Below are 20,283 nucleotides of genomic sequence, written 5' to 3'. Positions count from 1 at the left end.
CTTAAACCACTCAACGGTTCACATATCCATCATTTTTAGTCACAGATATATTGCCTGCCAATAACATTTGGTTAACCATTCGTTGTCGTTAACCCTACAACTAAATTTTGGCTGGGCCAGTTTTACAAAAGATGTGATCTGCAAGGAGCGCAGACTCAGCACCGCATCTTTTTGGCCCGATGGAGACCTGCATGAACCTCTGGCAACAAAATTACGATCCGGCCGGTAATATCTGGCTCTCAAGTCTTATCGCATCGTTACCGATTCTGTTTTTCTTTTTTGCCCTGATAAAGCTCAAGCTCAAAGGGTACCTGGCGGCGACATGGACCGTGGCCATTGCGCTGTCGGTCGCGCTGCTGTTCTATAAGATGCCCGTCGATCGCGCGCTGACTTCCGTGGTCTACGGTTTCTTTTACGGCCTGTGGCCCATCGCGTGGATTATTATCGCCGCGGTATTCGTCTATAAAATTTCGGTTAAGACCGGACAGTTCGATATTATTCGCTCGTCGATTCTCTCGATTACCCCTGACCAGCGCTTGCAGATGCTGATTGTCGGCTTCTCCTTCGGGGCTTTCCTCGAGGGTGCGGCCGGTTTTGGCGCCCCGGTGGCGATTACCGCCGCGCTGCTGGTCGGCCTGGGCTTTAACCCGCTGTATGCCGCGGGGCTGTGTCTGATTGTCAACACTGCGCCGGTGGCCTTTGGTGCGATGGGCATTCCGATTCTGGTCGCCGGCCAGGTCACCGGTATCGACAGCTTTGCCATCGGCCAGATGGTCGGTCGTCAACTGCCGTTCCTGACCATTATCGTCCTGTTCTGGATTATGGCGATTATGGACGGCTGGCGCGGTATCAAAGAGACCTGGCCGGCGGTCATGGTTGCCGGCGGCTCGTTCGCCATCGCGCAGTATCTCAGCTCTAACTTCCTTGGCCCGGAACTGCCGGACATCATCTCCTCTCTGGTGTCACTGGTTTGCCTGACCCTGTTCCTCAAACGCTGGCAGCCGGTCCGTATCTTCCGCTTCGGCGATATGGGCGCCGCCCAGGTCGATCAAACGCTGGCGCGTACCCATTACAGCGCCGGGCAGGTCGTCCGCGCCTGGTCGCCGTTCCTGTTCCTGACCGCCACCGTCACTTTGTGGAGTATTCCGCCGTTTAAGGCCCTGTTTGCTCCCGGCGGCGCGATGTATGACTTCGTTATCAATATCTCCGTGCCGTTCCTCGATAAGATGGTGGCCCGCATGCCGCCGGTTGTCAGCGCCGCCACCCCTTACGCGGCGGTGTATAAGTTCGACTGGCTGTCTGCCACCGGCACCGCCATCCTGTTTGCGGCTATACTTTCCGTCGTCTGGCTGCGTATGAAGCCAAAAGATGCGCTGATCACCTTTGGCAGCACGTTAAAAGAACTGGCTCTACCGATTTACTCCATCGGCATGGTGCTGGCGTTCGCCTTTATCTCTAACTATTCCGGGCTGTCGTCGACGCTGGCCCTCGCGCTGGCGCACACCGGCCACGCGTTTACCTTCTTCTCGCCATTCCTCGGCTGGCTGGGGGTATTCCTGACCGGTTCAGACACCTCGTCTAACGCGCTGTTCGCCGCGCTGCAGGCGACCGCGGCACAGCAGATCGGCGTCTCCGATATTCTGCTGGTCGCGGCCAACACCACCGGCGGCGTCACCGGCAAAATGATTTCGCCGCAGTCCATCGCTATCGCCTGTGCGGCGGTAGGCCTGGTGGGGAAAGAGTCGGACCTGTTCCGCTTTACCGTAAAACACAGCCTGATCTTTACCTGCATGGTCGGTGTTATTACCACGCTACAGGCCTATGTCTTAACCTGGATGATCCCATGATAGTGATGCCCCGGCGCCTCGCAGACGATGTAGCCCGTCGTGTGCGGGCGCTGATTGAAGAACAGAAGCTGGAGGCGGGCATGCGACTGCCCGCCGAGCGCCAGCTGGCCGCCCTGCTTGGCGTCTCACGCAACTCGCTGCGCGAAGCGCTGGCGATGCTGGTGAGCGAAGGCCTGCTGGTCAGCCGCCGCGGCGGCGGGACTTTCGTGCGCTGGCAGCACGAGGCGTGGTCGGAACAGAATATCGTTCAGCCGCTAAAAACGCTGCTCGCCGACGACCCCGATTACAGTTTTGATATTCTGGAAGCGCGCCACGCCATCGAAGCCAGCACGGCCTGGCATGCGGCGATGCGCGCAACTGACGCCGAAAAAGAGCGCATTCGCCTGTGCTTTGAAGCGACCCAGAGCGAAGACCCGGACCTGGCCTCACAGGCTGACGTTCGCTTTCACCTGGCGATTGCCGAAGCCTCGCACAATGTGGTGCTGCTACAAACCATGCGCGGCTTTTTCGACCTCCTGCAATCCTCGGTCAAACAGAGCCGCCAGCGGATGTATCTTGTCCCGCCGGTATTCGCCCGTCTGACTGAACAGCATCAGGCCGTGATGGAGGCCATTTTCGCCGGTGACGCCGAAGGCGCGCGGCAGGCGATGATGGCGCACTTAGGCTTTGTCCACGCCACGATTAAACACTTTGATGAAGACCAGGCCCGCCAGGCGCGCATTACCCGCCTGCCCGGTGACCACAACGAAAATGCCAGGGAGAACCCGTGATGATTATTTCAGCCGCCAGCGACTATCGCGCAGCCGCACAGCGTATCCTGCCACCGTTCCTGTTCCACTACATCGACGGCGGCGCCTATGCCGAGCACACGCTGCGCCGCAACGTTGAAGATCTGTCTGATGTGGCGCTCCGCCAGCGGGTGCTGAAGAATATGTCGGACCTGAGCCTGGAGACCACGCTGTTCAAAGAAAAGCTCTCTATGCCGGTGGCGCTGGCGCCGGTCGGGCTGTGCGGAATGTACGCTCGCCGCGGTGAAGTGCAGGCGGCAGGCGCCGCGGATGATAAAGGCATTCCGTTTACCCTCTCCACCGTTTCCGTCTGCCCGATAGAGGAGGTCGCGCCGACCATCAAGCGCCCGATGTGGTTCCAGCTGTACGTCCTGCGCGATCGCGGCTTTATGCGCAATGCGCTGGAGCGCGCCAAAGCGGCGGGATGTTCAACCCTGGTGTTTACCGTCGATATGCCCACCCCCGGCGCTCGCTATCGTGATGCCCATTCCGGAATGAGTGGCCCGAATGCGGCGATGCGCCGCTACTGGCAGGCGATGACCCACCCGCAGTGGGCGTGGGATGTCGGTTTAAACGGCCGCCCTCACGATCTTGGCAATATCTCCACCTATCTTGGCAAGCCTACCGGTCTTGAGGACTACATTGGCTGGCTGGCGAACAACTTCGATCCGTCTATTTCGTGGAAAGACCTCGAGTGGATCCGCGAATTCTGGGACGGTCCGATGGTGATCAAAGGGATCCTCGATCCGCAGGATGCGCGCGACGCCGTACGCTTCGGCGCCGACGGGATCGTGGTCTCCAACCACGGCGGTCGCCAGCTCGACGGCGTTCTCTCCTCAGCCCGTGCGCTGCCGGCCATCGCCGATGCGGTAAAAGGCGATATCACCATCCTCGCCGATAGCGGTATTCGTAACGGTCTCGATGTGGTGCGCATGATCGCGCTGGGCGCCGATAGCGTACTGCTGGGCCGCGCCTATCTGTACGCGCTGGCCACCCACGGCAAGCAGGGTGTAGCCAACCTGCTGAATCTGATCGAGAAAGAGATGAAGGTGGCCATGACCCTGACCGGAACCAAAACCATCGGTGAAATCAGCCGCGACTCACTGGTTCAGAACGCCGACGCGCTGCATACCTTCAATGCGATGACGCAGGGCAACGCGGCATAATCCCCCCGCCCGGCGCTCCCCCACGGGGATGAGGGCCGGGCAAATATCTGCTATTCTGCCCGCGCGATTAAGAGCCTAATGAGACAGGGCAGCATGCTGAACATTGTACTATTCGAACCTGAGATCCCGCCAAATACCGGGAACATCATCCGCCTGTGCGCCAACACCGGCTTCAATCTGCATATTATCGAGCCGATGGGTTTCACCTGGGACGATAAGCGCCTGCGCCGCGCCGGGCTGGATTACCATGAATTCGCCGCCGTTCAGCGCCATCGTGACTATGCTGCCTTCGTGGAAAGCGCCAGGCCGCAGCGCCTGTTCGCCCTGACCACAAAGGGCACGCCGGCTCACAGCGCGGTCAGCTATCAGGATGGTGATTTCTTGATGTTTGGCCCGGAAACGCGCGGCCTGCCGGCCAGCATTCTTGATGCCCTGCCGCCACAGCAAAAAATCCGTATTCCGATGATGCCGGACAGTCGCAGTATGAACCTGTCAAATGCGGTGTCGGTGGTGGTGTATGAGGCCTGGCGCCAGCTGGGGTATCCGGGGGCGGTATTACGCAGTTAGCCTGAGTCATTCACGGATTGCGAGGCGCTGCGCCTGAGCCAGGCTACCCGATCTCACCGGCCCGTCGCCCGGCTACGCGCAGCGCCAGCCGGGGGAAAGCAGTCCGGCAGCAAATGCCAGAATAGCCGCGCAGGCGCCTGCTCCTCGCTACGTCGGCAGCGCGTTATCGGGATAGCCCGAGTCTAGATACCGTCGCCGTACTCGAAGGTATGGTGAATACCGTTAAAGTGCTGATCCATATCCATCGCCGGCTTGTCGCTCTCTGGCTTACCGACGATACGCGCCGGTACGCCGGCTGCGGTGGTGTGCGGCGGTACGGGCTGTAGCACCACGGAACCGGCGCCAATTTTCGCCCCCCGACCAACTTCGATATTACCGAGGATCTTCGCACCGGCGCCAATCATGACGCCTTCACGGATTTTCGGGTGACGGTCGCCGCTGGTTTTACCGGTACCGCCGAGGGTCACGGACTGCAGAATCGACACGTCGTCCTCAATCACCGCCGTTTCGCCGACCACAATGCCGGTGGCGTGATCGAGCATAATCCCACGGCCAATTTTCGCCGCCGGATGGATATCCACCTGGAAAGAAACGGAAACCTGGTTTTGCAGGAAAATCGCCAGCGCCCGGCGCCCCTGATTCCACAGCCAGTGGCCAATGCGATAGGCCTGCAGCGCGTGGAAACCTTTCAGGTACAGCAGCGGCGTGGAGTACTTATCGACCGCCGGATCGCGGGTACGCACGGCCTGAATATCGCAGGCGGCGGAGGCGATCATCTCCGGATCAGCGGCATATGCCTCTTCCACTACCTCACGAATGGCAATGGCGGGCATAATCGGCGACGCCAGTTTATTCGCCAGCATATAGCTCAGGGCGCTGCCCAGATTTTCGTGCTTGAGTAGCGTTGCGTGGTAAAAACTGGCGAGCATAGGCTCACAGTCGGCCAGAGCCCGGGCTTCGGCTTTAATATTGTTCCAGACGATATCCAGTTCTTCACACGGCATTGCTGACTCCAGGCGATAGCAGAATGACCGGCCAGTTCTACGCTGACCGGGTCATCGAGGTGACAAAGGTTCCTTTAAGCTTAATTGCTGCGCTCGTCCTTGCGTGCGCGGCCCAATAAAGTCAATGCTGCCTCGCGCGCAATTTTTCCGCAATACAATACCTGATAAATTTCCTCGGTTATTGGCATTTCGACACCTAAACGCTGTGCCAGAACGCGAACTTCCTTGGTATTGCGATAGCCTTCAACCACCTGGCCAATCTTATCCTGCGCGCTTTGCACATCCATACCCTGGCCGAGCATCATGCCAAAGCGGCGGTTACGCGATTGGTTATCGGTACAGGTCAGCACCAGATCGCCCAGCCCCGCCATCCCCATAAAGGTTTCCGGATCGGCGCCCAGCGCGGTACCGAGACGAGACATTTCAACCAGACCACGGGTTATCAGCGCCGTACGCGCATTGGCGCCAAAGCCGATACCGTCAGACATCCCGGCGCCAATGGCGATGACGTTTTTCACCGCCCCGCCAAGCTGCACGCCGATAAAGTCCGGGTTGATATAGACGCGGAAGCTTTTACCGCAGTGCAGCAAGCGCTGCAGGTCGTCGGCAAATTGCGGCTCCGTGGACGCCAGCGAAATGGCCGTCGGCAGCCCTGCCGCCAGCTCTTTGGCGAAGGTCGGGCCGGAAATCACCGCCAGCGGGATTGTGTCGCCCAGCGCTTCGCGCGCGACATCCTGCAGCAGACGACCGGTTTCAGCCTCAAGGCCTTTCGTCGCCCAGACCAGGCGCGCATCCGAACGCATCAGCGGTTTAATCTGGCGCAGGACCTCACCAAAGACATGGCTTGGCACCACAACCAGAATGTCGCGGCTGGCAGCCAGCGCGGCAGACAGATCGCTTTCAAGATGCAGCGTGTCAGGGAAAGGGACGTCAGGAAGGAAAGCGGCATTGCAGCGGTCATGTTGCAGCGTCGCGATATGTTTCGGGTCATGGCCCCAGAGCACAACATGGTGGCCATTTCTTGCCAGGGTGATGGCAAGAGCGGTGCCGTATGAGCCGGCACCGATCACAGTCATTGCAGCATTAAGTGCGTTCATCAGGCATCCTGATGTTGTTCGGCACCTTCGCCAGCTTGCTGCTGCAGATAGTTCATGAACAGCGCATCGAAGTTCACTGGCGCAAGGTTCAGTTGCGGGAAGGTACCGCGAGACACCAGGCTGGTAATGCACTCACGCGCATACGGGAACAGAATGTTCGGGCAGTATGCGCCGAGGCAATGCGCCATCTGGTTGCCGTCAATGCCGTCGATGGAGAAGATGCCGCCCTGCTGTACTTCGCACAGGAACGCGGTTTCTTCGCCCAGCGCAGCGGTTACGGTTACGCGCAGCACCACTTCGTAGACGCCTTCAGCCAGTTGGCTGGAAGCTGTGTCCAGATCAAGTTTAACTTCCGGCTGCCAGTCTTTCTGGAAAACTTGCGGCGCATTTGGCGCTTCAAAGGAAATATCCTTGGTATAGATACGCTGGATCTGGAAAGTCATTTCGGTGCTGTTTTGTTCTGACATAGTAAAACCCTTTCGTGTTGTCCTTAAATACGCCTACCCGGCCTGGGTGGACGCAAAATTAGCGCAGCAGGGGATCAAGTCCACCACGTGAATCAAGCGCATACAAGTCGTCACAGCCGCCAATGTGCTGCTCATCAATAAAAATCTGCGGAACCGTCGTGCGACCACTGCGTTGAATCATCTCTTCACGCTTCGCGGCATTGCCATCAATCGGCAGTTCATTGAACGTTACGCCTTTGCTGTTCAGCAGTGCTTTCGCACGGATACAGAACGGACAGGTCGCTTTGGTGTAGATATCAATATTGGCCATGACTTCACTCCTGTTTTTACCCGCAGGATGTTACGCCGCAGACAAGGCTGCCCCCCAACGGATCGCCGCAGCGGGGGAAACCTGGCTACGTCATAAAGACGCGGGTAAATTTATTTGCCGCGTACCAGCGGAAGGTTTTCGCCGCTCCAGCCAGCGATGCCTTCTTTGAGTACAAAGACCTTTTCGAATCCGGCTTTATTCAGCGCGCTGGCAGGCTCTTGCGCCTGCATACCGGAACCGTCTACCACTATAATGGGTTGTGCTTTGTGTTTTTCCAACTCACCAACGTTATTTGCCTTGATTTCGGTCGGCAGCAGGTTGATGGAGCCCGCGATATGGCCTTTACGGAAGTCGTCACGCTGACGCAGGTCGACAACCACGGCATCTTCTTTGTTGATCAGACGCGTCGCTTCACCACGGGTAATGACTTTAACTTTCGACATCAGCCCCTTAAAGGTGGTGAACAGCACCGCCACCAGCAGCGCGATCCACGCGATGCTCAGGACGGGGTGACGGCCGACGAATTGCATAATTTCTTGCATGGGGGGTTACAACTCCCGACTAAGTGATAAAAAAACCAGGGAAGGAGTATACCTGTGCATTGCGGCAAATACAGCCAGTGAGCGCGATGTAATGTATTTTCTGCGGCCCGTCACGAAAAAATCCCCTTCCGACGACTTTCATGCGGGCCCGACGCTCTCTTTCTTTGATCTTTCACGGTGCTTTGAACGATTCAGCTGTAGTAAAATTACGCAAATTTTCTGTCTTTGAGCATGAGGTTGTCGCAATGTCGAATTCTAAAAAGCCGATGGTACTGGTCATTCTGGATGGCTATGGCTATCGTGAAGACCAGCAGGATAACGCGATTTATAGCGCGAAAACGCCAGTCATGGACGCATTGTGGGCGAAACGTCCCCATACGCTGATTGATGCTTCTGGCCTGGAGGTCGGTCTGCCGGATCGCCAGATGGGCAACTCTGAAGTGGGTCACGTTAACCTCGGCGCCGGTCGTATCGTTTACCAGGATCTGACCCGTCTTGATGTCGAAATCAAAGAACGCACGTTCTTTGCAAACCCGGTGCTGACCGCCGCGGTCGACAAAGCCGTTGCTGCGGGTAAAGCCGTGCACATTATGGGCCTGATGTCCCCTGGCGGCGTTCACAGCCACGAAGACCACATTATGGCGATGGTAGAGCTGGCCGCTGAACGTGGGGCAGAAAAAATCTACCTGCACGCTTTCCTCGATGGCCGCGACACGCCGCCGCGCAGCGCTGAAAAATCACTGGCGAAATTTGAAGAAAAATTTGCCGCTCTCGGTAAAGGCCGCGTGGCTTCCATTATTGGCCGTTACTACGCCATGGACCGCGACAATCGCTGGGACCGCGTTGAGCAGGCATATGATCTGATGACCCTGGCGCAGGGCGAGTTCCAGGCCGATACCGCCGTTGCCGGTCTGCAGGCCGCTTACGCTCGCGATGAAAATGATGAGTTCGTGAAGGCGACCGTGATCCGTGCCGCAGGCCAGGCCGATGCCGCGATGGAAGACGGCGATGCGCTGATTTTCATGAACTTCCGTGCTGACCGCGCCCGTGAAATCACCCGTGCCTTCGTCAACGCCGATTTCGACGGTTTTGCCCGTAAGAAAGAGGTCAAACTCGACTTCGTGATGCTGACCGAATATGCCGCCGACATCAAAGTCGCCTGCGCATACCCGCCGGCGTCCCTGGCCAATACCTTCGGCGAGTGGATGGCGAAGAACGACAAGACTCAGCTGCGCATCTCCGAAACCGAGAAGTACGCGCACGTGACCTTCTTCTTTAACGGCGGCGTTGAAGAGCCGTTCAAAGGCGAAGAGCGTATTCTGATCAACTCGCCAAAAGTCGCAACCTACGACCTGCAGCCGGAAATGAGCTCCGCCGAGCTGACCGAAAAACTGGTTGCTGCTATCAAGGGCGGTCAGTACGACACCATCATCTGTAACTATCCGAACGGCGATATGGTCGGTCATACCGGCGTCATGGAGGCGGCAATTAAAGCCGTTGAAACGCTGGACAATTGCATCGATCAGGTTGCCAAAGCGGTAGAATCCGTCGGCGGCCAGCTGCTGATTACCGCCGATCACGGTAACGCTGAACAGATGCGCGATCCGGCTACCGGCCAGGCCCATACGGCCCACACCAACCTGCCGGTACCGCTGATCTACGTTGGCGATAAAACCGTAAAAGTCGCCGAAGGTGGCAAGCTTTCCGATATCGCGCCAACCATGTTGTCGCTGATGGGAATGGAAATCCCGCAAGAGATGACTGGCAAGCCGCTGTTCATCGTGGAATAATCCTTCCCCATGAGGGGAAAGGCGACTTATTCAAATACATGGATCGCAACGGCTGTTCGATCCGTCCTTTACGCCAGCGCACTCAGCGCTGGCGTATTGCTGTGCGCCGCACCCGCTCAGGCGGATGACCGCGACCAGCTCAAATCTATTCAGGCCGATATCGCCGCAAAGCAGCGGGCGATCAAGCAACAACAACAGCAACGCGCCTCTCTGCTTGCCCAGCTAAAAGCGCAGGAAGAGGCCATCTCTGCCGCCGCCCGCAAACTGCGTGAAACCCAGGATACCCTGAACCAGCTGAATAAGCAGATTGACGAGATGAACGCGTCAATCGCAAAGCTGGAACGTCAGCGCGCCACTCAGGAGCGTAACCTGTCCGCGCAGCTTGATGCCGCGTTCCGCCAGGGGCCGCATACCGGGATGCAAATGATCCTCAGCGGTGAAGAGGGTCAGCGTAACCAGCGCATGCAGGTCTACTACGGTTATCTTAACCAGGCCCGCCAGGAGACCATCGCCCAGTTGAAACAGACGCGCGAAGAGGTCGCCGCGCAAAAGGCGGAGCTGGAAGAAAAGCAGAGCCAGCAGCAGACGCTGGTTTACGAGCAGCGCGCACAGCAGGCAAAGCTGGAACAGGCGCGGAACGAACGTAAGAAAACCCTTTCAGGCCTTGAATCGTCTATTCAGCAAGGTCAGCAGCAGCTGGGCGAAATGCGGGCTAACGAATCGCGCCTGCGCGGTCGGATCGCGCAAGCAGAAGCCGCAGCGAAGGCCCGCGCAGAGCGAGAAGCTCGCGAGGCTCAGGCCGTGCGCGATCGTCAGCAGGATGCATCCCGTAAAGGCACCACCTACAAACCAACCGAAAGCGAGCGTTCGCTGATGTCCCGCACCGGTGGTCTGGGCTCTCCGCGCGGTCAGGCCTACTGGCCGGTTCGCGGAACGTTGCTTCATCGTTATGGCGAACAGCTGCAAGGTGAACTACGTTGGAAAGGGATGGTTATCGCTGCGTCTGAAGGCACCGAGGTTAAGGCAATTGCCGATGGCCGGGTGATTCTCGCCGACTGGCTACAGGGCTACGGCCTGGTTGTGGTCGTTGAACACGGTAAAGGCGATATGAGCCTTTACGGCTATAACCAAAGCGCGCTGGTCAGCGTCGGCACTCAGGTCCGGGCGGGCCAGCCGATTGCTCTCGTAGGCAGCAGCGGCGGTCAGGGCCGTCCGTCGCTCTATTTCGAAATTCGTCGCCAGGGTCAGGCGGTCAATCCACAGCCGTGGTTGGGAAGATAAGTTTTGCTTCAATTTCGCAGAATTGCATTCGCGGTAGCCGGTACGCTGGCTATGGCATCACCGGCATTTGCCGGTAAACTCTCCATTGTTATTGACGACTTTGGCTATCGTCCACAGACTGAAAATCAGGTACTGGCGCTGCCAGCGACCATCTCCGTCGCCGTATTACCCAACGCGCCGCACGCCCGTGAAATGGCGACCAAAGCGCACAATCTCGGTCACGAGGTGCTTATCCACCTGCCGATGGCGCCGCTCAGCAAGCAACCGCTGGAAAAAGATACGCTGCGCCCGGATATGAGCAGTAACGAGATCGAGCGCATCATCCGCGACGCCTATGGCAAAGTGCCGTACGCCGTGGGCCTGAACAACCATATGGGCAGTGCGATGACCTCCAGCCTGTTCGGAATGCAAAAGGTGATGCAGGCCCTGGAGCGCTACAATCTCTACTTCCTCGACAGCGTCACCATCGGTAATACTCAGGCCATGCGCGCGGCGCAGGGTACCGGAGTGAAGGTGATCAAGCGGAAGGTGTTCCTCGATGACACGCAGAATGAAGCCGATATTCGCGTGCAGTTCAACCGCGCCATCGCGCTGGCGCGCCGCAACGGTTCCGCCATTGCTATCGGTCATCCGCACCCCACCACGGTGCGCGTCCTGCAGCAAATGGTCTATAACCTGCCGCCGGATATCACCCTGGTGCGTCCGAGCAACCTGCTGAACGAGCCGCAGGTCGATACCTCAAGGCCGGACAGCGGGCTACCGCCGTCGAAAACGACGCCGCCAACGTCGCCGCGTAATCCGTTCCGCGGCGTGAAGTTCTGTAAGCCGAAGCATCCGCCGGAGCCGGTGTACGCCAGCCGCTTCTTCAGCATCCTGAGCGAAAGCATCAGCCAGAGCCCTCTGGTGCAGTACTACCAGCTGAAATGGCAGGGCTGGGACAACCCAACGAACTAAACGGATCGGGAATCTGTTCGTTTTTCAGCGGCAGATTCCCGTTTATCTTCAAAGGCATACCAGGCTTTAAAATACTTCATAAAACTGTACAGGGTTGCATACAGCCCGGTCACGGCACCCACCTTCCCTTTCCGCCATGCCCCGCTAAACAGATACCACTTAAAAAAAGCGCCAGTCGCGCTGATGATCCCGCGGCCCAGCGAGGGTTTGATCTTCTGATGTTTCACCAGCCGGGTGGTATAACTATTGAGCTTACTAAAGACTTCGTGCAGCGAATAAAAGGTATCGTGACGCACCCGGCCCGGGAGTTTGACGGACCTGACGTGGCCGACCACCTGATCGTCAACCGGGCGGTTATTAAAGGCCGCCGTGGTACGATTGAATAAGCGAACCGGATAATCCGGCGATGAGACGGGATAAATTGTCCTGACGGCTTCGCCAAGCACATACCAGTAACGCGGCAGGCGCCAGGCACAGACAGGGTCGAGATCCTCGCCGGCTTTCAGCCTCAGAATCTCAGCGACAACCTCATTATCGAGAATTTCATCGCTATCCATGCACAGCACCCAGTCATAGCTGGCCAGCGTCGTCGCGTAGTTCATCTGCGCCCCGTGAGCGGTATAGGGGTGATGATGTACCGTCAGCCCAAACTGGCGACAGATATCCAGCGTCGTATCGGTACTGCCTGAATCCACGACAATGCACTCATCCGCCACCTTCAGGAGCGGAGGTAAAACCTGGCTCAGCAGACGGGCAGAATTACAGGTCAGCAAGCATACAGAGAGTTTAAGCATGGTGTTTATAAAATTAAACGGTAGTTAAACGAACTGTATAAACGAATAGGCCAAAAATCGATTTAGAAAAAGTGCGTTCCCGATGAAGGATCTGTGAAATGTTATCCAAATCTAAATAAAAAAAGCGCCCGCAGGCGCTCAGCGTAAAACCCGACCGCAGCCGGGCTGCCGTTTTATCAGATTTAATCCCAGCTCAGCACCACTTTTCCGGACTGGCCGGAGCGCATCGCATCAAAGCCCTGCTGGAACTCATCGATGCCAAAACGGTGGGTAATGATCGGCGACAAATCCAGCCCAGACTGGATCAATGCGGCCATCTTGTACCAGGTCTCGAACATTTCCCGGCCATAAATCCCTTTGATAAACAGCCCCTTGAAGATAACTTTTGTCCAGTCGATGGACATATCCGACGGCGGAATACCGAGCATCGCAATACGGCCGCCGTGGTTCATGGTATCCAGCATGGTACGGAATGCCGGCGGCGCACCGGACATTTCCAGCCCCACGTCGAACCCTTCGGTCATCCCCAGTTCGGCCATCACATCGGTCAGGCTCTCTTGCGCGACATTCACGGCACGCGTCACGCCCATTTTACGCGCCAGACCCAGTCGATATTCGTTCACGTCAGTAATAACCACATTACGTGCGCCGACGTGTTTCGCGACCGCAGCCGCCATGATCCCAATCGGACCTGCGCCGGATACCAGCACATCTTCACCAACCAGATCGAACGAGAGCGCCGTGTGGACCGCGTTACCAAACGGGTCAAAAATCGACGCCAGATCGTCAGAAATGTTGTCCGGGATTTTGAAGGCGTTGAAAGCCGGAATGACCAGATATTCCGCGAAACAGCCCGGACGGTTCACGCCTACGCCGATCGTGTTACGGCACAGATGTGTACGGCCAGCACGGCAGTTACGGCAGTGGCCGCAGGTAATATGCCCTTCGCCGGAAACGCGATCGCCAATCTTAAAGCCGCGTACTTCCTGGCCGATACCCACGACTTCCCCCACGTACTCATGCCCTACTACCATCGGCACCGGGATAGTTTTTTGCGACCATTCATCCCAGTTATAAATGTGTACGTCGGTACCGCAAATGGCGGTCTTGCGGATTTTGATCAGCAGATCGTTATGGCCGACTTCCGGTTCCGGTACGTCGGTCATCCAGATGCCTTCTTCCGCTTTCAGTTTGGATAACGCTTTCATCTCACGCCCTCAGGCAATCACGCCCAGTTGTTTACCGATGCGGGTAAAGGCTTCTACCGCACGTTCAATTTGTTCAGGGGTATGCGCCGCCGACATCTGGGTGCGAATACGCGCCTGGCCTTTTGGTACCACCGGATAGAAGAACCCGGTGACGTAAATCCCTTCTTTTTGCAGCTCGCGCGCAAAGTTTTGCGCAATCACGGCTTCGCCCAGCATAACCGGGATAATCGCGTGGTCGGCGCCGGCCAGCGTAAAGCCCGCGGCGGTCATTTTTTCGCGGAACAGGCGCGCGTTGGACCACAGGCGATCGCGCAGTTCAGCACCGGACTCCACCATCTCCAGCACTTTGATAGAGGCCGCAACAATCGCCGGGGCCAGCGAGTTGGAGAACAGATACGGACGCGAACGCTGGCGCAGCCATTCAACGACCTCTTTACGCGCGGCGGTATAGCCGCCGGATGCGCCGCCCAGCGCTTTACCTAATGTCCCGGTGATGATATCGACACGGCCCATCACATCGCAGTATTCATGCGAGCCGCGACCGTTTTCACCCACAAAGCCGACGGCGTGGGAATCGTCGACCATCACCAGCGCATCGAACTGATCCGCCAGGTCGCAGACGCCTTTCAGGTTGGCGATCACGCCGTCCATGGAGAATACGCCGTCGGTGGCGATCAGCACGTGGCGTGCGCCGGCTTCACGGGCCTCTTTCAGACGTGCTTCCAGCTCCTGCATATCGTTATTGGCATAACGGTAGCGTTTTGCTTTGCACAGGCGAACGCCGTCAATGATCGAGGCGTGGTTCAGGGCATCGGAAATAATGGCATCTTCCGGGCCTAACAGGGTTTCAAACAGACCGCCGTTGGCATCGAAGCAGGAGGAGTAGAGAATCGCATCTTCCATGCCGAGGAACTCAGCCAGCTTCTTCTCAAGCGCTTTGTGGCTGTCCTGCGTCCCGCAAATAAAGCGCACGGAAGCCATACCAAAACCGTGGCTGTCCATCCCGGCTTTCGCGGCAGCAATCAGCTGCGGATGGTTAGCCAGACCCAGATAGTTATTGGCGCAGAAGTTAATCACATTGCTGCCGCCGACGGTAATATCCGCCTGCTGCGCCGACGTAATAATGCGTTCTTCTTTAAATAACCCTTCCGCACGAGCGGTCTCAAGGCTATTGGTCAACTGTTCGTAAAAATCACCACGCATTGCAACTCTCCAGATTTGGCAAAATTTGGCACATATTACCCAAAGCTATACGCTGATACGAGATGATGCATGCCTGGATGAATTATTTGCAGCATAAATCACGCTCACCACCCCGCTTTTCGGCGAATGGCTGAAGCCTGCCCCATGTGGTGATATGATATGAGTATTCATGTCCGGATTGTCTCTGGACTCCATACTTCAAAGGTTACAGTTATGATCATCGTTACCGGCGGCGCAGGGTTTATCGGCAGCAACATCGTTAAGGCCCTGAATGACAAAGGCATTACCGACATTTTGGTCGTAGATAATCTGAAAGACGGCACCAAGTTTGCTAACCTGGTAGACCTGGATATCGCTGATTACATGGATAAAGAAGACTTCCTGATTCAGGTGATGGCCGGGGAAGAGTTCGGTGAAATTGAAGCCATATTCCACGAAGGCGCCTGCTCTTCCACCACAGAGTGGGACGGCAAGTACATGATGGATAACAACTATCAGTACTCTAAAGAGGTGCTGCACTACTGCCTGGAGCGTCAGATTCCGTTCCTGTACGCCTCGTCGGCGGCAACCTACGGCGGCCGCACCAGCGACTTTATCGAATCCCGTGAATATGAGCAGCCGCTGAACGTTTACGGCTACTCCAAATTCCTGTTTGACGAATACGTCCGTCAGATCCTGCCGGAAGCCGACTCGCAGATCGTTGGCTTCCGCTATTTCAACGTCTACGGGCCGCGCGAAGGGCACAAAGGCAGCATGGCGAGCGTGGCTTTCCACCTCAACACCCAGTTGAATAACGGCGAAAGCCCAAAACTGTTCGAAGGCAGCGATGGCTTCAAACGCGATTTCGTCTACGTAGGCGACGTGGCGGCGGTAAACCTGTGGTTCTGGGAAAACGGCGTATCCGGTATTTTCAACCTCGGCACCGGCCGTGCGGAATCTTTCCAGGCGGTAGCCGATGCCACGCTGGCATACCATAAGAAAGGCAGCATCGAATATATCCCGTTCCCCGAGAAGCTGAAAGGCCGCTACCAGGCATTTACCCAGGCGGATCTGACCAACCTGCGCGCTGCGGGCTACGATAAGCCGTTCAAGACCGTTGCCGAAGGCGTAACGGAATATATGGCCTGGCTCAACCGCGACGCGTAAGACATAACATGAAAATATTGGTGGTTGGCCCGTCTTGGGTGGGCGACATGATGATGTCGCAAAGTCTCTATCGCACGCTCAGGGCGCGCTATCCCCAGGCGATAATCGACGTGATGGCACCTGCGTGGTGCCGTCCGCTGCTGTCGCGCATGCCGGAAGTTAACGAAGCCATCCCGATGCCGCTCGGCCACGGCGCGCTGGCAATCGGCGAGCGCCGTAAGCTCGGACACAGCCTGCGCGAACGTCGCTACGATCGTGCTTATGTGCTACCGAACTCGTTTAAATCGGCGCTGGTCCCCTTCTTCGCCAACATCCCGCACCGCACCGGCTGGCGCGGCGAGATGCGCTACGGTCTGCTGAACGACGCGCGAGTGCTGGATAAAGACGCCTGGCCGCTGATGGTTGAACGCTATGTCGCGCTGGCCTATGACAAGGGCGTCATGCGCAGCGCCAAAGATCTGCCGCAGCCGCTGCTGTGGCCGCAGCTGCAGGTTCATGAAGGTGAAAAATCGCAGGCCTGTAGCGCGTTTAATCTCTCAGCCGATCGCCCGATGATCGGCTTCTGCCCCGGCGCAGAGTTTGGCCCGGCAAAACGCTGGCCGCACTATCACTACGCCGAGCTGGCGAAACAGCTTATCGACGACGGTTACCAGATAGTCCTGTTCGGTTCGGCCAAAGATAACGAAGCGGGCAAAGAGATCATCGCCGCGCTGAGCAGCGAACAGCAGGCCTGGTGTCGCAATCTGGCCGGGGAGACCCAGCTTGAGCAGGCCGTCATTCTGCTTGCCGCCTGTAAAGCGGTGGTCAGCAACGATTCCGGCCTGATGCACGTCGCCGCTGCGCTGGACCGCCCGCTGGTGGCGCTGTATGGCCCAAGCAGCCCGGACTTCACTCCCCCGCTGTCACACAAAGCACGGGTGATTCGCCTGATTAGCGGCTACCACAAAGTCCGTAAGGGCGATGCCGCGGAAGGTTATCATCAGAGCCTGATCGATATTACGCCGCAGCGCGTACAGGAAGAGCTAAACGCGCTCCTGCAGGAAAAAACCGATAAAGAGGAAGCGTAACGGATGCGGGTATTGATCGTAAAAACCTCGTCCATGGGCGACGTCCTGCATACGCTGCCCGCGCTGACCGATGCCGCGCAAGCTTTTCCCGGCATTCGCTTTGACTGGGTCGTCGAGGAAGGGTTCGCCCAGATTCCGTCCTGGCATGAAGCGGTGGATCGGGTGATTCCCGTCGCCATTCGCCGCTGGCGTAAAGCCTGGTTTTCCGCGCCGGTGAAGGCCGAACGCCAGGCCTTTCACGATGCCGTACGGGCACAGAAATATGACGCGATTATCGACGCCCAGGGTCTGGTCAAAAGCGCCGCGCTGGTCACCCGGCTGGCGCGCGGCGTGAAGCACGGTATGGACTGGCAAACCGCTCGCGAGCCGCTGGCCAGCCTGTTCTACAATCGCCGCCACCATATCGCGAAGCAGCAGCATGCCGTTGAGCGCACCCGCGAACTGTTCGCTAAAAGCCTGGGCTACGCCCGACCGGAAAGCCAGGGGGATTATGCCATCGCCCGCCACTTTACCCGCCCGGAAACCGCCACTGCTGTGCCGTACCTCGTCTTCCTGCATGCCACGACCCGCGATGACAAACACTGGCCAGAAAGCCACTGGCAGGCGCTTATCGCCCTGCTGGCCGACAGCGGCCTGCAGATTAAGCTGCCGTGGGGCGCCCCGCATGAAGAAGCGCGGGCCAAACGGCTGGCGGAGGGTCACGACTTTGTCGACGTTCTGCCGCGCATGAGCCTGGAACAGGTCGCTCAGGTTCTGGCGGGCGCCAGAGGCGTGGTTTCCGTTGATACCGGCCTGAGCCATCTGACCGCCGCGCTCGATAAACCCAATTTTACGTTATATGGCCCCACCGACCCGGGGTTGATTGGCGGTTACGGTAAAAATCAGTATGTCGTACGTCCGGAAAGCGGCAACAGCACCGGGGATATTTCCGCCGCCCGCATCGCGCAGCTGCTGCAATCTCAGGGGCTGATTTAATGGGTTCACTGTACAAGCAAATTTACCGCTACACGCACCCGCGTGCTTTTCGCCATAACGAAAATCTCTGGCCGTATACCAAAATCACCCGGGGCGAAAGCGGTGAAATCCGCACGCTGCAGTACAAAGGTCAAAACATTCCGCTGGTCAGCCTGAGCGCGTTAAAAAACAGCGCGCATGGCGAGGTTTTGTTGACGGCGACCGGCCCCTCTACCCGCGGTATTGATTTTTCACGACTGCCGGAGAGCGTGCCGGTGATGGGCGTCAACGGCGCCTGGTTTCTCTCTGATACGCTGCGGTTTTCGTTCTACACCATTGTCGATATGGAGTTTTACGACAAGCAGCCCGACATTATTCGCTCGGTGATCGGCCAGCCCGATCTTGTGCTGTTTACCACCATGCACGGGATCGCCAAAATCTACGATCGCTATCCGGCCGATCTGCGCTGCCGCCTGGCGCTGATTGAAGACGGCTGCTATAAAATTTACCAGCCTAAGGTCGCCAGCAGCGTGATGCGGAAAACCTATCAGCATATCGAAGCGCTGCGTTTCCACCCTGAGCGTCAGGATATCTGCTTTAGCACCGATATCCGCCACGGGGTCTTTGATGCCGGAACCGTGGTCTACTGGTCCTTACAGATCCTCGCCTGGCTGGGATTCGACACCATTCTTATCAGCGGGCTGGACATGAATAATTTCCACCAACCGCGGTTCTACGAAACACAACAGAATAAACTGCCTTCCTACCTGGCAAACAAAGTGGATGACCTGGTCATCCCGTCCTTTTCGCACGCCGCTTGTGTGCTACAACAAAACCATATTCGGGTCATCAATTTCTCTCAGGAGAGTGCGGTGCCGGAAACGATTTTTGCAAAGGTTTCTTTTGATGCGTACTTTAAAAATAAGTAACTATGCCATTCAGGGTTACTCCCTTTTCTTTCCCTTATTTTTATTTTTCAGCGCTATTTTTTGCATCTCCACCCGGACGAATAACCTGCTCCACCTGTCAATTCTGCTGTTCCTGCTGTCTTTACTGAACAAAGACCATCGCCAGGCGCTGGCGGAGAGTACCCGCCAGCAATGGCCGACCTATGCGCTGCTGGTGCTCTTCTTTGTCTACTATGCGCTCAGCAATCTCTGGGGGCATACGCCGCAACATATTGACTCGCCGCTGACTCACGGGACCTATCTCATCTTCTACCTGTTGCTGCTCGCCACCCTGCTGGGCCATCCCCGCACCCGGCATCTGGCGCTGCTCAGCGTGGTTGCCGGAGTCACCGTGCTGTCTGTCTGGACGCTGGCGATAGACCATACGCTGGTACTGACCCTGCGCGAAGTCTCACCGGAAAACCCAGGCCCGACCAACGTTATCGACCTGGCAGGATACTGCGGCATCGCCATCTTAATTTGCTGCCTGCTGTTGAAAGAGAAAGCCGGCCATTATCTCTATCTGCCGATCGCTATCCTGCTGGTGATGATGGTCTTTACCCAGAGCCGCGGGCCGATTATCGCCCTGGCGCTGGCCTTCTGCTGCACGCTGCATCTCCAGGTATTTACGCGCCGTAATTTAGCGATCGTCGCCACGCTGGCGGTGGTGCTCGGGCTGGTCTTCTTCCTGACGCCGGTTGGGGACCTGCTGCTAGCCCGCTTTGAGGAGATGGGGACGCAGAGTGGTCTACGTTTCAGCATCTGGCGCCATACGCTTGCGGAAATCGCGGACCATCCCTGGCTGGGCCGGGGGTTCGATTATGGACTCGAATTCATTAACTACAGCGGTGAACACATCACCACCACCCACAGCGTCTATCTCGGCTCGCTGTTGAAAGGCGGCATCATTGGCCTGCTGCTGCTGCTGGCGGTCATCGCCAGCGGATTATGGCGGGCATGGTGCAAACGCCGCGGCGACAGCCGGTACGGCCTGGCGATCTTCATGTACGCATTGATTTTTATGGCGTCGCAGGGGATGTTTATCGTCAGCAACCCACGAGAAACCTGGGTGCTGTTCTGGCTACCGCTCGGGATTGCGTTAAGCAATAACCTGACGGCAAAACGGCCGTAAGGCCGTCGTGAAACCGTAA

The 20,283-nt window shown here is 57.4% G+C and carries 20 protein-coding genes; 12 read left to right on the top strand and 8 right to left on the bottom strand.

Annotated features, from left to right (window positions below):
* Positions 1–191 precede the first annotated feature (191 nt).
* The 4 genes from lldP to trmL all read left to right on the top strand — a co-directional run bounded on the left by lldP (position 192) and on the right by trmL (position 4,368).
* On the top strand, positions 192–1,847 hold the full coding sequence (gene lldP / locus AC007G_RS14285; RefSeq protein WP_032690286.1) for an L-lactate permease: 1,656 nt from the start codon (positions 192–194) through the stop codon (positions 1,845–1,847).
* Complete coding sequence (gene lldR, locus AC007G_RS14280) at positions 1,844–2,617, top strand: transcriptional regulator LldR (RefSeq protein ID WP_032690285.1); 774 nt, start codon at positions 1,844–1,846, stop codon at positions 2,615–2,617. The genes lldP and lldR overlap by 4 nt, the downstream gene beginning before the upstream one ends.
* Complete coding sequence (gene lldD / locus AC007G_RS14275) at positions 2,617–3,801, top strand: FMN-dependent L-lactate dehydrogenase LldD (protein ID WP_032690284.1); 1,185 nt, start codon at positions 2,617–2,619, stop codon at positions 3,799–3,801. The genes lldR and lldD overlap by 1 nt, the downstream gene beginning before the upstream one ends.
* Positions 3,802–3,894: 93 nt before the next feature.
* Positions 3,895–4,368 (top strand): tRNA (uridine(34)/cytosine(34)/5-carboxymethylaminomethyluridine(34)-2'-O)-methyltransferase TrmL, encoded by a 474-nt coding sequence (gene trmL, locus AC007G_RS14270; protein ID WP_032690283.1) that lies wholly within the window; start codon positions 3,895–3,897, stop codon positions 4,366–4,368.
* Between the two features lie 182 nt (positions 4,369–4,550).
* Here the strand turns inward: trmL and cysE are convergent, their stop codons facing one another.
* The 5 genes from cysE to AC007G_RS14245 all read right to left on the bottom strand — a co-directional run bounded on the left by cysE (position 4,551) and on the right by AC007G_RS14245 (position 7,788).
* A complete protein-coding gene (gene cysE, locus AC007G_RS14265) occupies positions 4,551–5,372 on the bottom strand; it encodes a serine O-acetyltransferase (protein ID WP_004106845.1) in 822 nt (273 codons plus the stop codon).
* Between the two features lie 80 nt (positions 5,373–5,452).
* Positions 5,453–6,469: an NAD(P)H-dependent glycerol-3-phosphate dehydrogenase gene (gene gpsA, locus AC007G_RS14260; RefSeq protein ID WP_032690282.1), complete on the bottom strand. Its 1,017-nt coding sequence runs from the start codon at positions 6,467–6,469 to the stop codon at positions 5,453–5,455.
* Complete coding sequence (secB, locus tag AC007G_RS14255) at positions 6,469–6,936, bottom strand: protein-export chaperone SecB (RefSeq protein WP_004868904.1); 468 nt, start codon at positions 6,934–6,936, stop codon at positions 6,469–6,471. The genes gpsA and secB overlap by 1 nt, the downstream gene beginning before the upstream one ends.
* A gap of 58 nt (positions 6,937–6,994) precedes the next feature.
* Positions 6,995–7,246 (bottom strand): glutaredoxin 3, encoded by a 252-nt coding sequence (grxC, locus tag AC007G_RS14250; protein ID WP_004868906.1) that lies wholly within the window; start codon positions 7,244–7,246, stop codon positions 6,995–6,997.
* 110 nt (positions 7,247–7,356) lie between these two features.
* Complete coding sequence (locus tag AC007G_RS14245; protein WP_004868909.1) at positions 7,357–7,788, bottom strand: rhodanese-like domain-containing protein; 432 nt, start codon at positions 7,786–7,788, stop codon at positions 7,357–7,359.
* A gap of 245 nt (positions 7,789–8,033) precedes the next feature.
* Here AC007G_RS14245 and gpmM point away from each other — a divergent pair, with 245 nt between their 5' ends.
* The 3 genes from gpmM to AC007G_RS14230 are packed head-to-tail and all read left to right on the top strand — an operon-like array spanning position 8,034 to position 11,813.
* Positions 8,034–9,578, top strand: coding sequence for a 2,3-bisphosphoglycerate-independent phosphoglycerate mutase (gene gpmM / locus AC007G_RS14240; RefSeq protein WP_032690281.1), 1,545 nt, complete (start codon positions 8,034–8,036; stop codon positions 9,576–9,578).
* A gap of 9 nt (positions 9,579–9,587) precedes the next feature.
* Positions 9,588–10,859 (top strand): murein hydrolase activator EnvC, encoded by a 1,272-nt coding sequence (envC, locus tag AC007G_RS14235; protein ID WP_015585524.1) that lies wholly within the window; start codon positions 9,588–9,590, stop codon positions 10,857–10,859.
* Between the two features lie 3 nt (positions 10,860–10,862).
* Positions 10,863–11,813 carry a divergent polysaccharide deacetylase family protein gene (locus tag AC007G_RS14230; protein ID WP_032698555.1) on the top strand — a complete coding sequence of 317 codons (951 nt, stop codon included), beginning with the start codon at positions 10,863–10,865 and terminating at the stop codon, positions 11,811–11,813.
* Here the strand turns inward: AC007G_RS14230 and AC007G_RS14225 are convergent.
* The 3 genes from AC007G_RS14225 to kbl form a co-directional block, all read right to left on the bottom strand.
* Entirely contained in the window at positions 11,810–12,607 is a 798-nt protein-coding gene (locus AC007G_RS14225; protein WP_032697000.1) for a glycosyltransferase family 2 protein, read from the bottom strand. The genes AC007G_RS14230 and AC007G_RS14225 overlap by 4 nt on opposite strands.
* Positions 12,608–12,789: 182 nt before the next feature.
* Entirely contained in the window at positions 12,790–13,815 is a 1,026-nt protein-coding gene (tdh, locus tag AC007G_RS14220; RefSeq protein ID WP_004868917.1) for an L-threonine 3-dehydrogenase, read from the bottom strand.
* A gap of 9 nt (positions 13,816–13,824) precedes the next feature.
* Complete coding sequence (gene kbl / locus AC007G_RS14215) at positions 13,825–15,018, bottom strand: glycine C-acetyltransferase (protein WP_032690278.1); 1,194 nt, start codon at positions 15,016–15,018, stop codon at positions 13,825–13,827.
* Positions 15,019–15,231: 213 nt separating this feature from the next.
* Here kbl and rfaD point away from each other — a divergent pair, with 213 nt between their 5' ends.
* Genes rfaD through AC007G_RS14190 form a run of 5 tightly spaced genes read left to right on the top strand, consistent with a single transcriptional unit; the run spans position 15,232 to position 20,264 of the window.
* Entirely contained in the window at positions 15,232–16,164 is a 933-nt protein-coding gene (rfaD, locus tag AC007G_RS14210; RefSeq protein WP_032690277.1) for an ADP-glyceromanno-heptose 6-epimerase, read from the top strand.
* 8 nt (positions 16,165–16,172) lie between these two features.
* Positions 16,173–17,231, top strand: coding sequence for an ADP-heptose--LPS heptosyltransferase RfaF (gene rfaF, locus AC007G_RS14205; protein WP_032690276.1), 1,059 nt, complete (start codon positions 16,173–16,175; stop codon positions 17,229–17,231).
* A gap of 3 nt (positions 17,232–17,234) precedes the next feature.
* Positions 17,235–18,206, top strand: coding sequence for a lipopolysaccharide heptosyltransferase RfaC (gene rfaC, locus AC007G_RS14200; protein WP_064384825.1), 972 nt, complete (start codon positions 17,235–17,237; stop codon positions 18,204–18,206).
* On the top strand, positions 18,206–19,114 hold the full coding sequence (locus AC007G_RS14195; RefSeq protein WP_032690274.1) for a sugar glycosyltransferase: 909 nt from the start codon (positions 18,206–18,208) through the stop codon (positions 19,112–19,114). The genes rfaC and AC007G_RS14195 overlap by 1 nt, the downstream gene beginning before the upstream one ends.
* On the top strand, positions 19,092–20,264 hold the full coding sequence (locus AC007G_RS14190; protein ID WP_046853333.1) for an O-antigen ligase family protein: 1,173 nt from the start codon (positions 19,092–19,094) through the stop codon (positions 20,262–20,264). Before AC007G_RS14195 ends, AC007G_RS14190 begins: the two co-directional genes overlap by 23 nt.
* Positions 20,265–20,283 lie beyond the last annotated feature (19 nt).

The organism is Klebsiella sp. CSG-1 (assembly GCF_056521145.1).
This window is presented reverse-complemented; position numbering and strand designations above follow the sequence as displayed.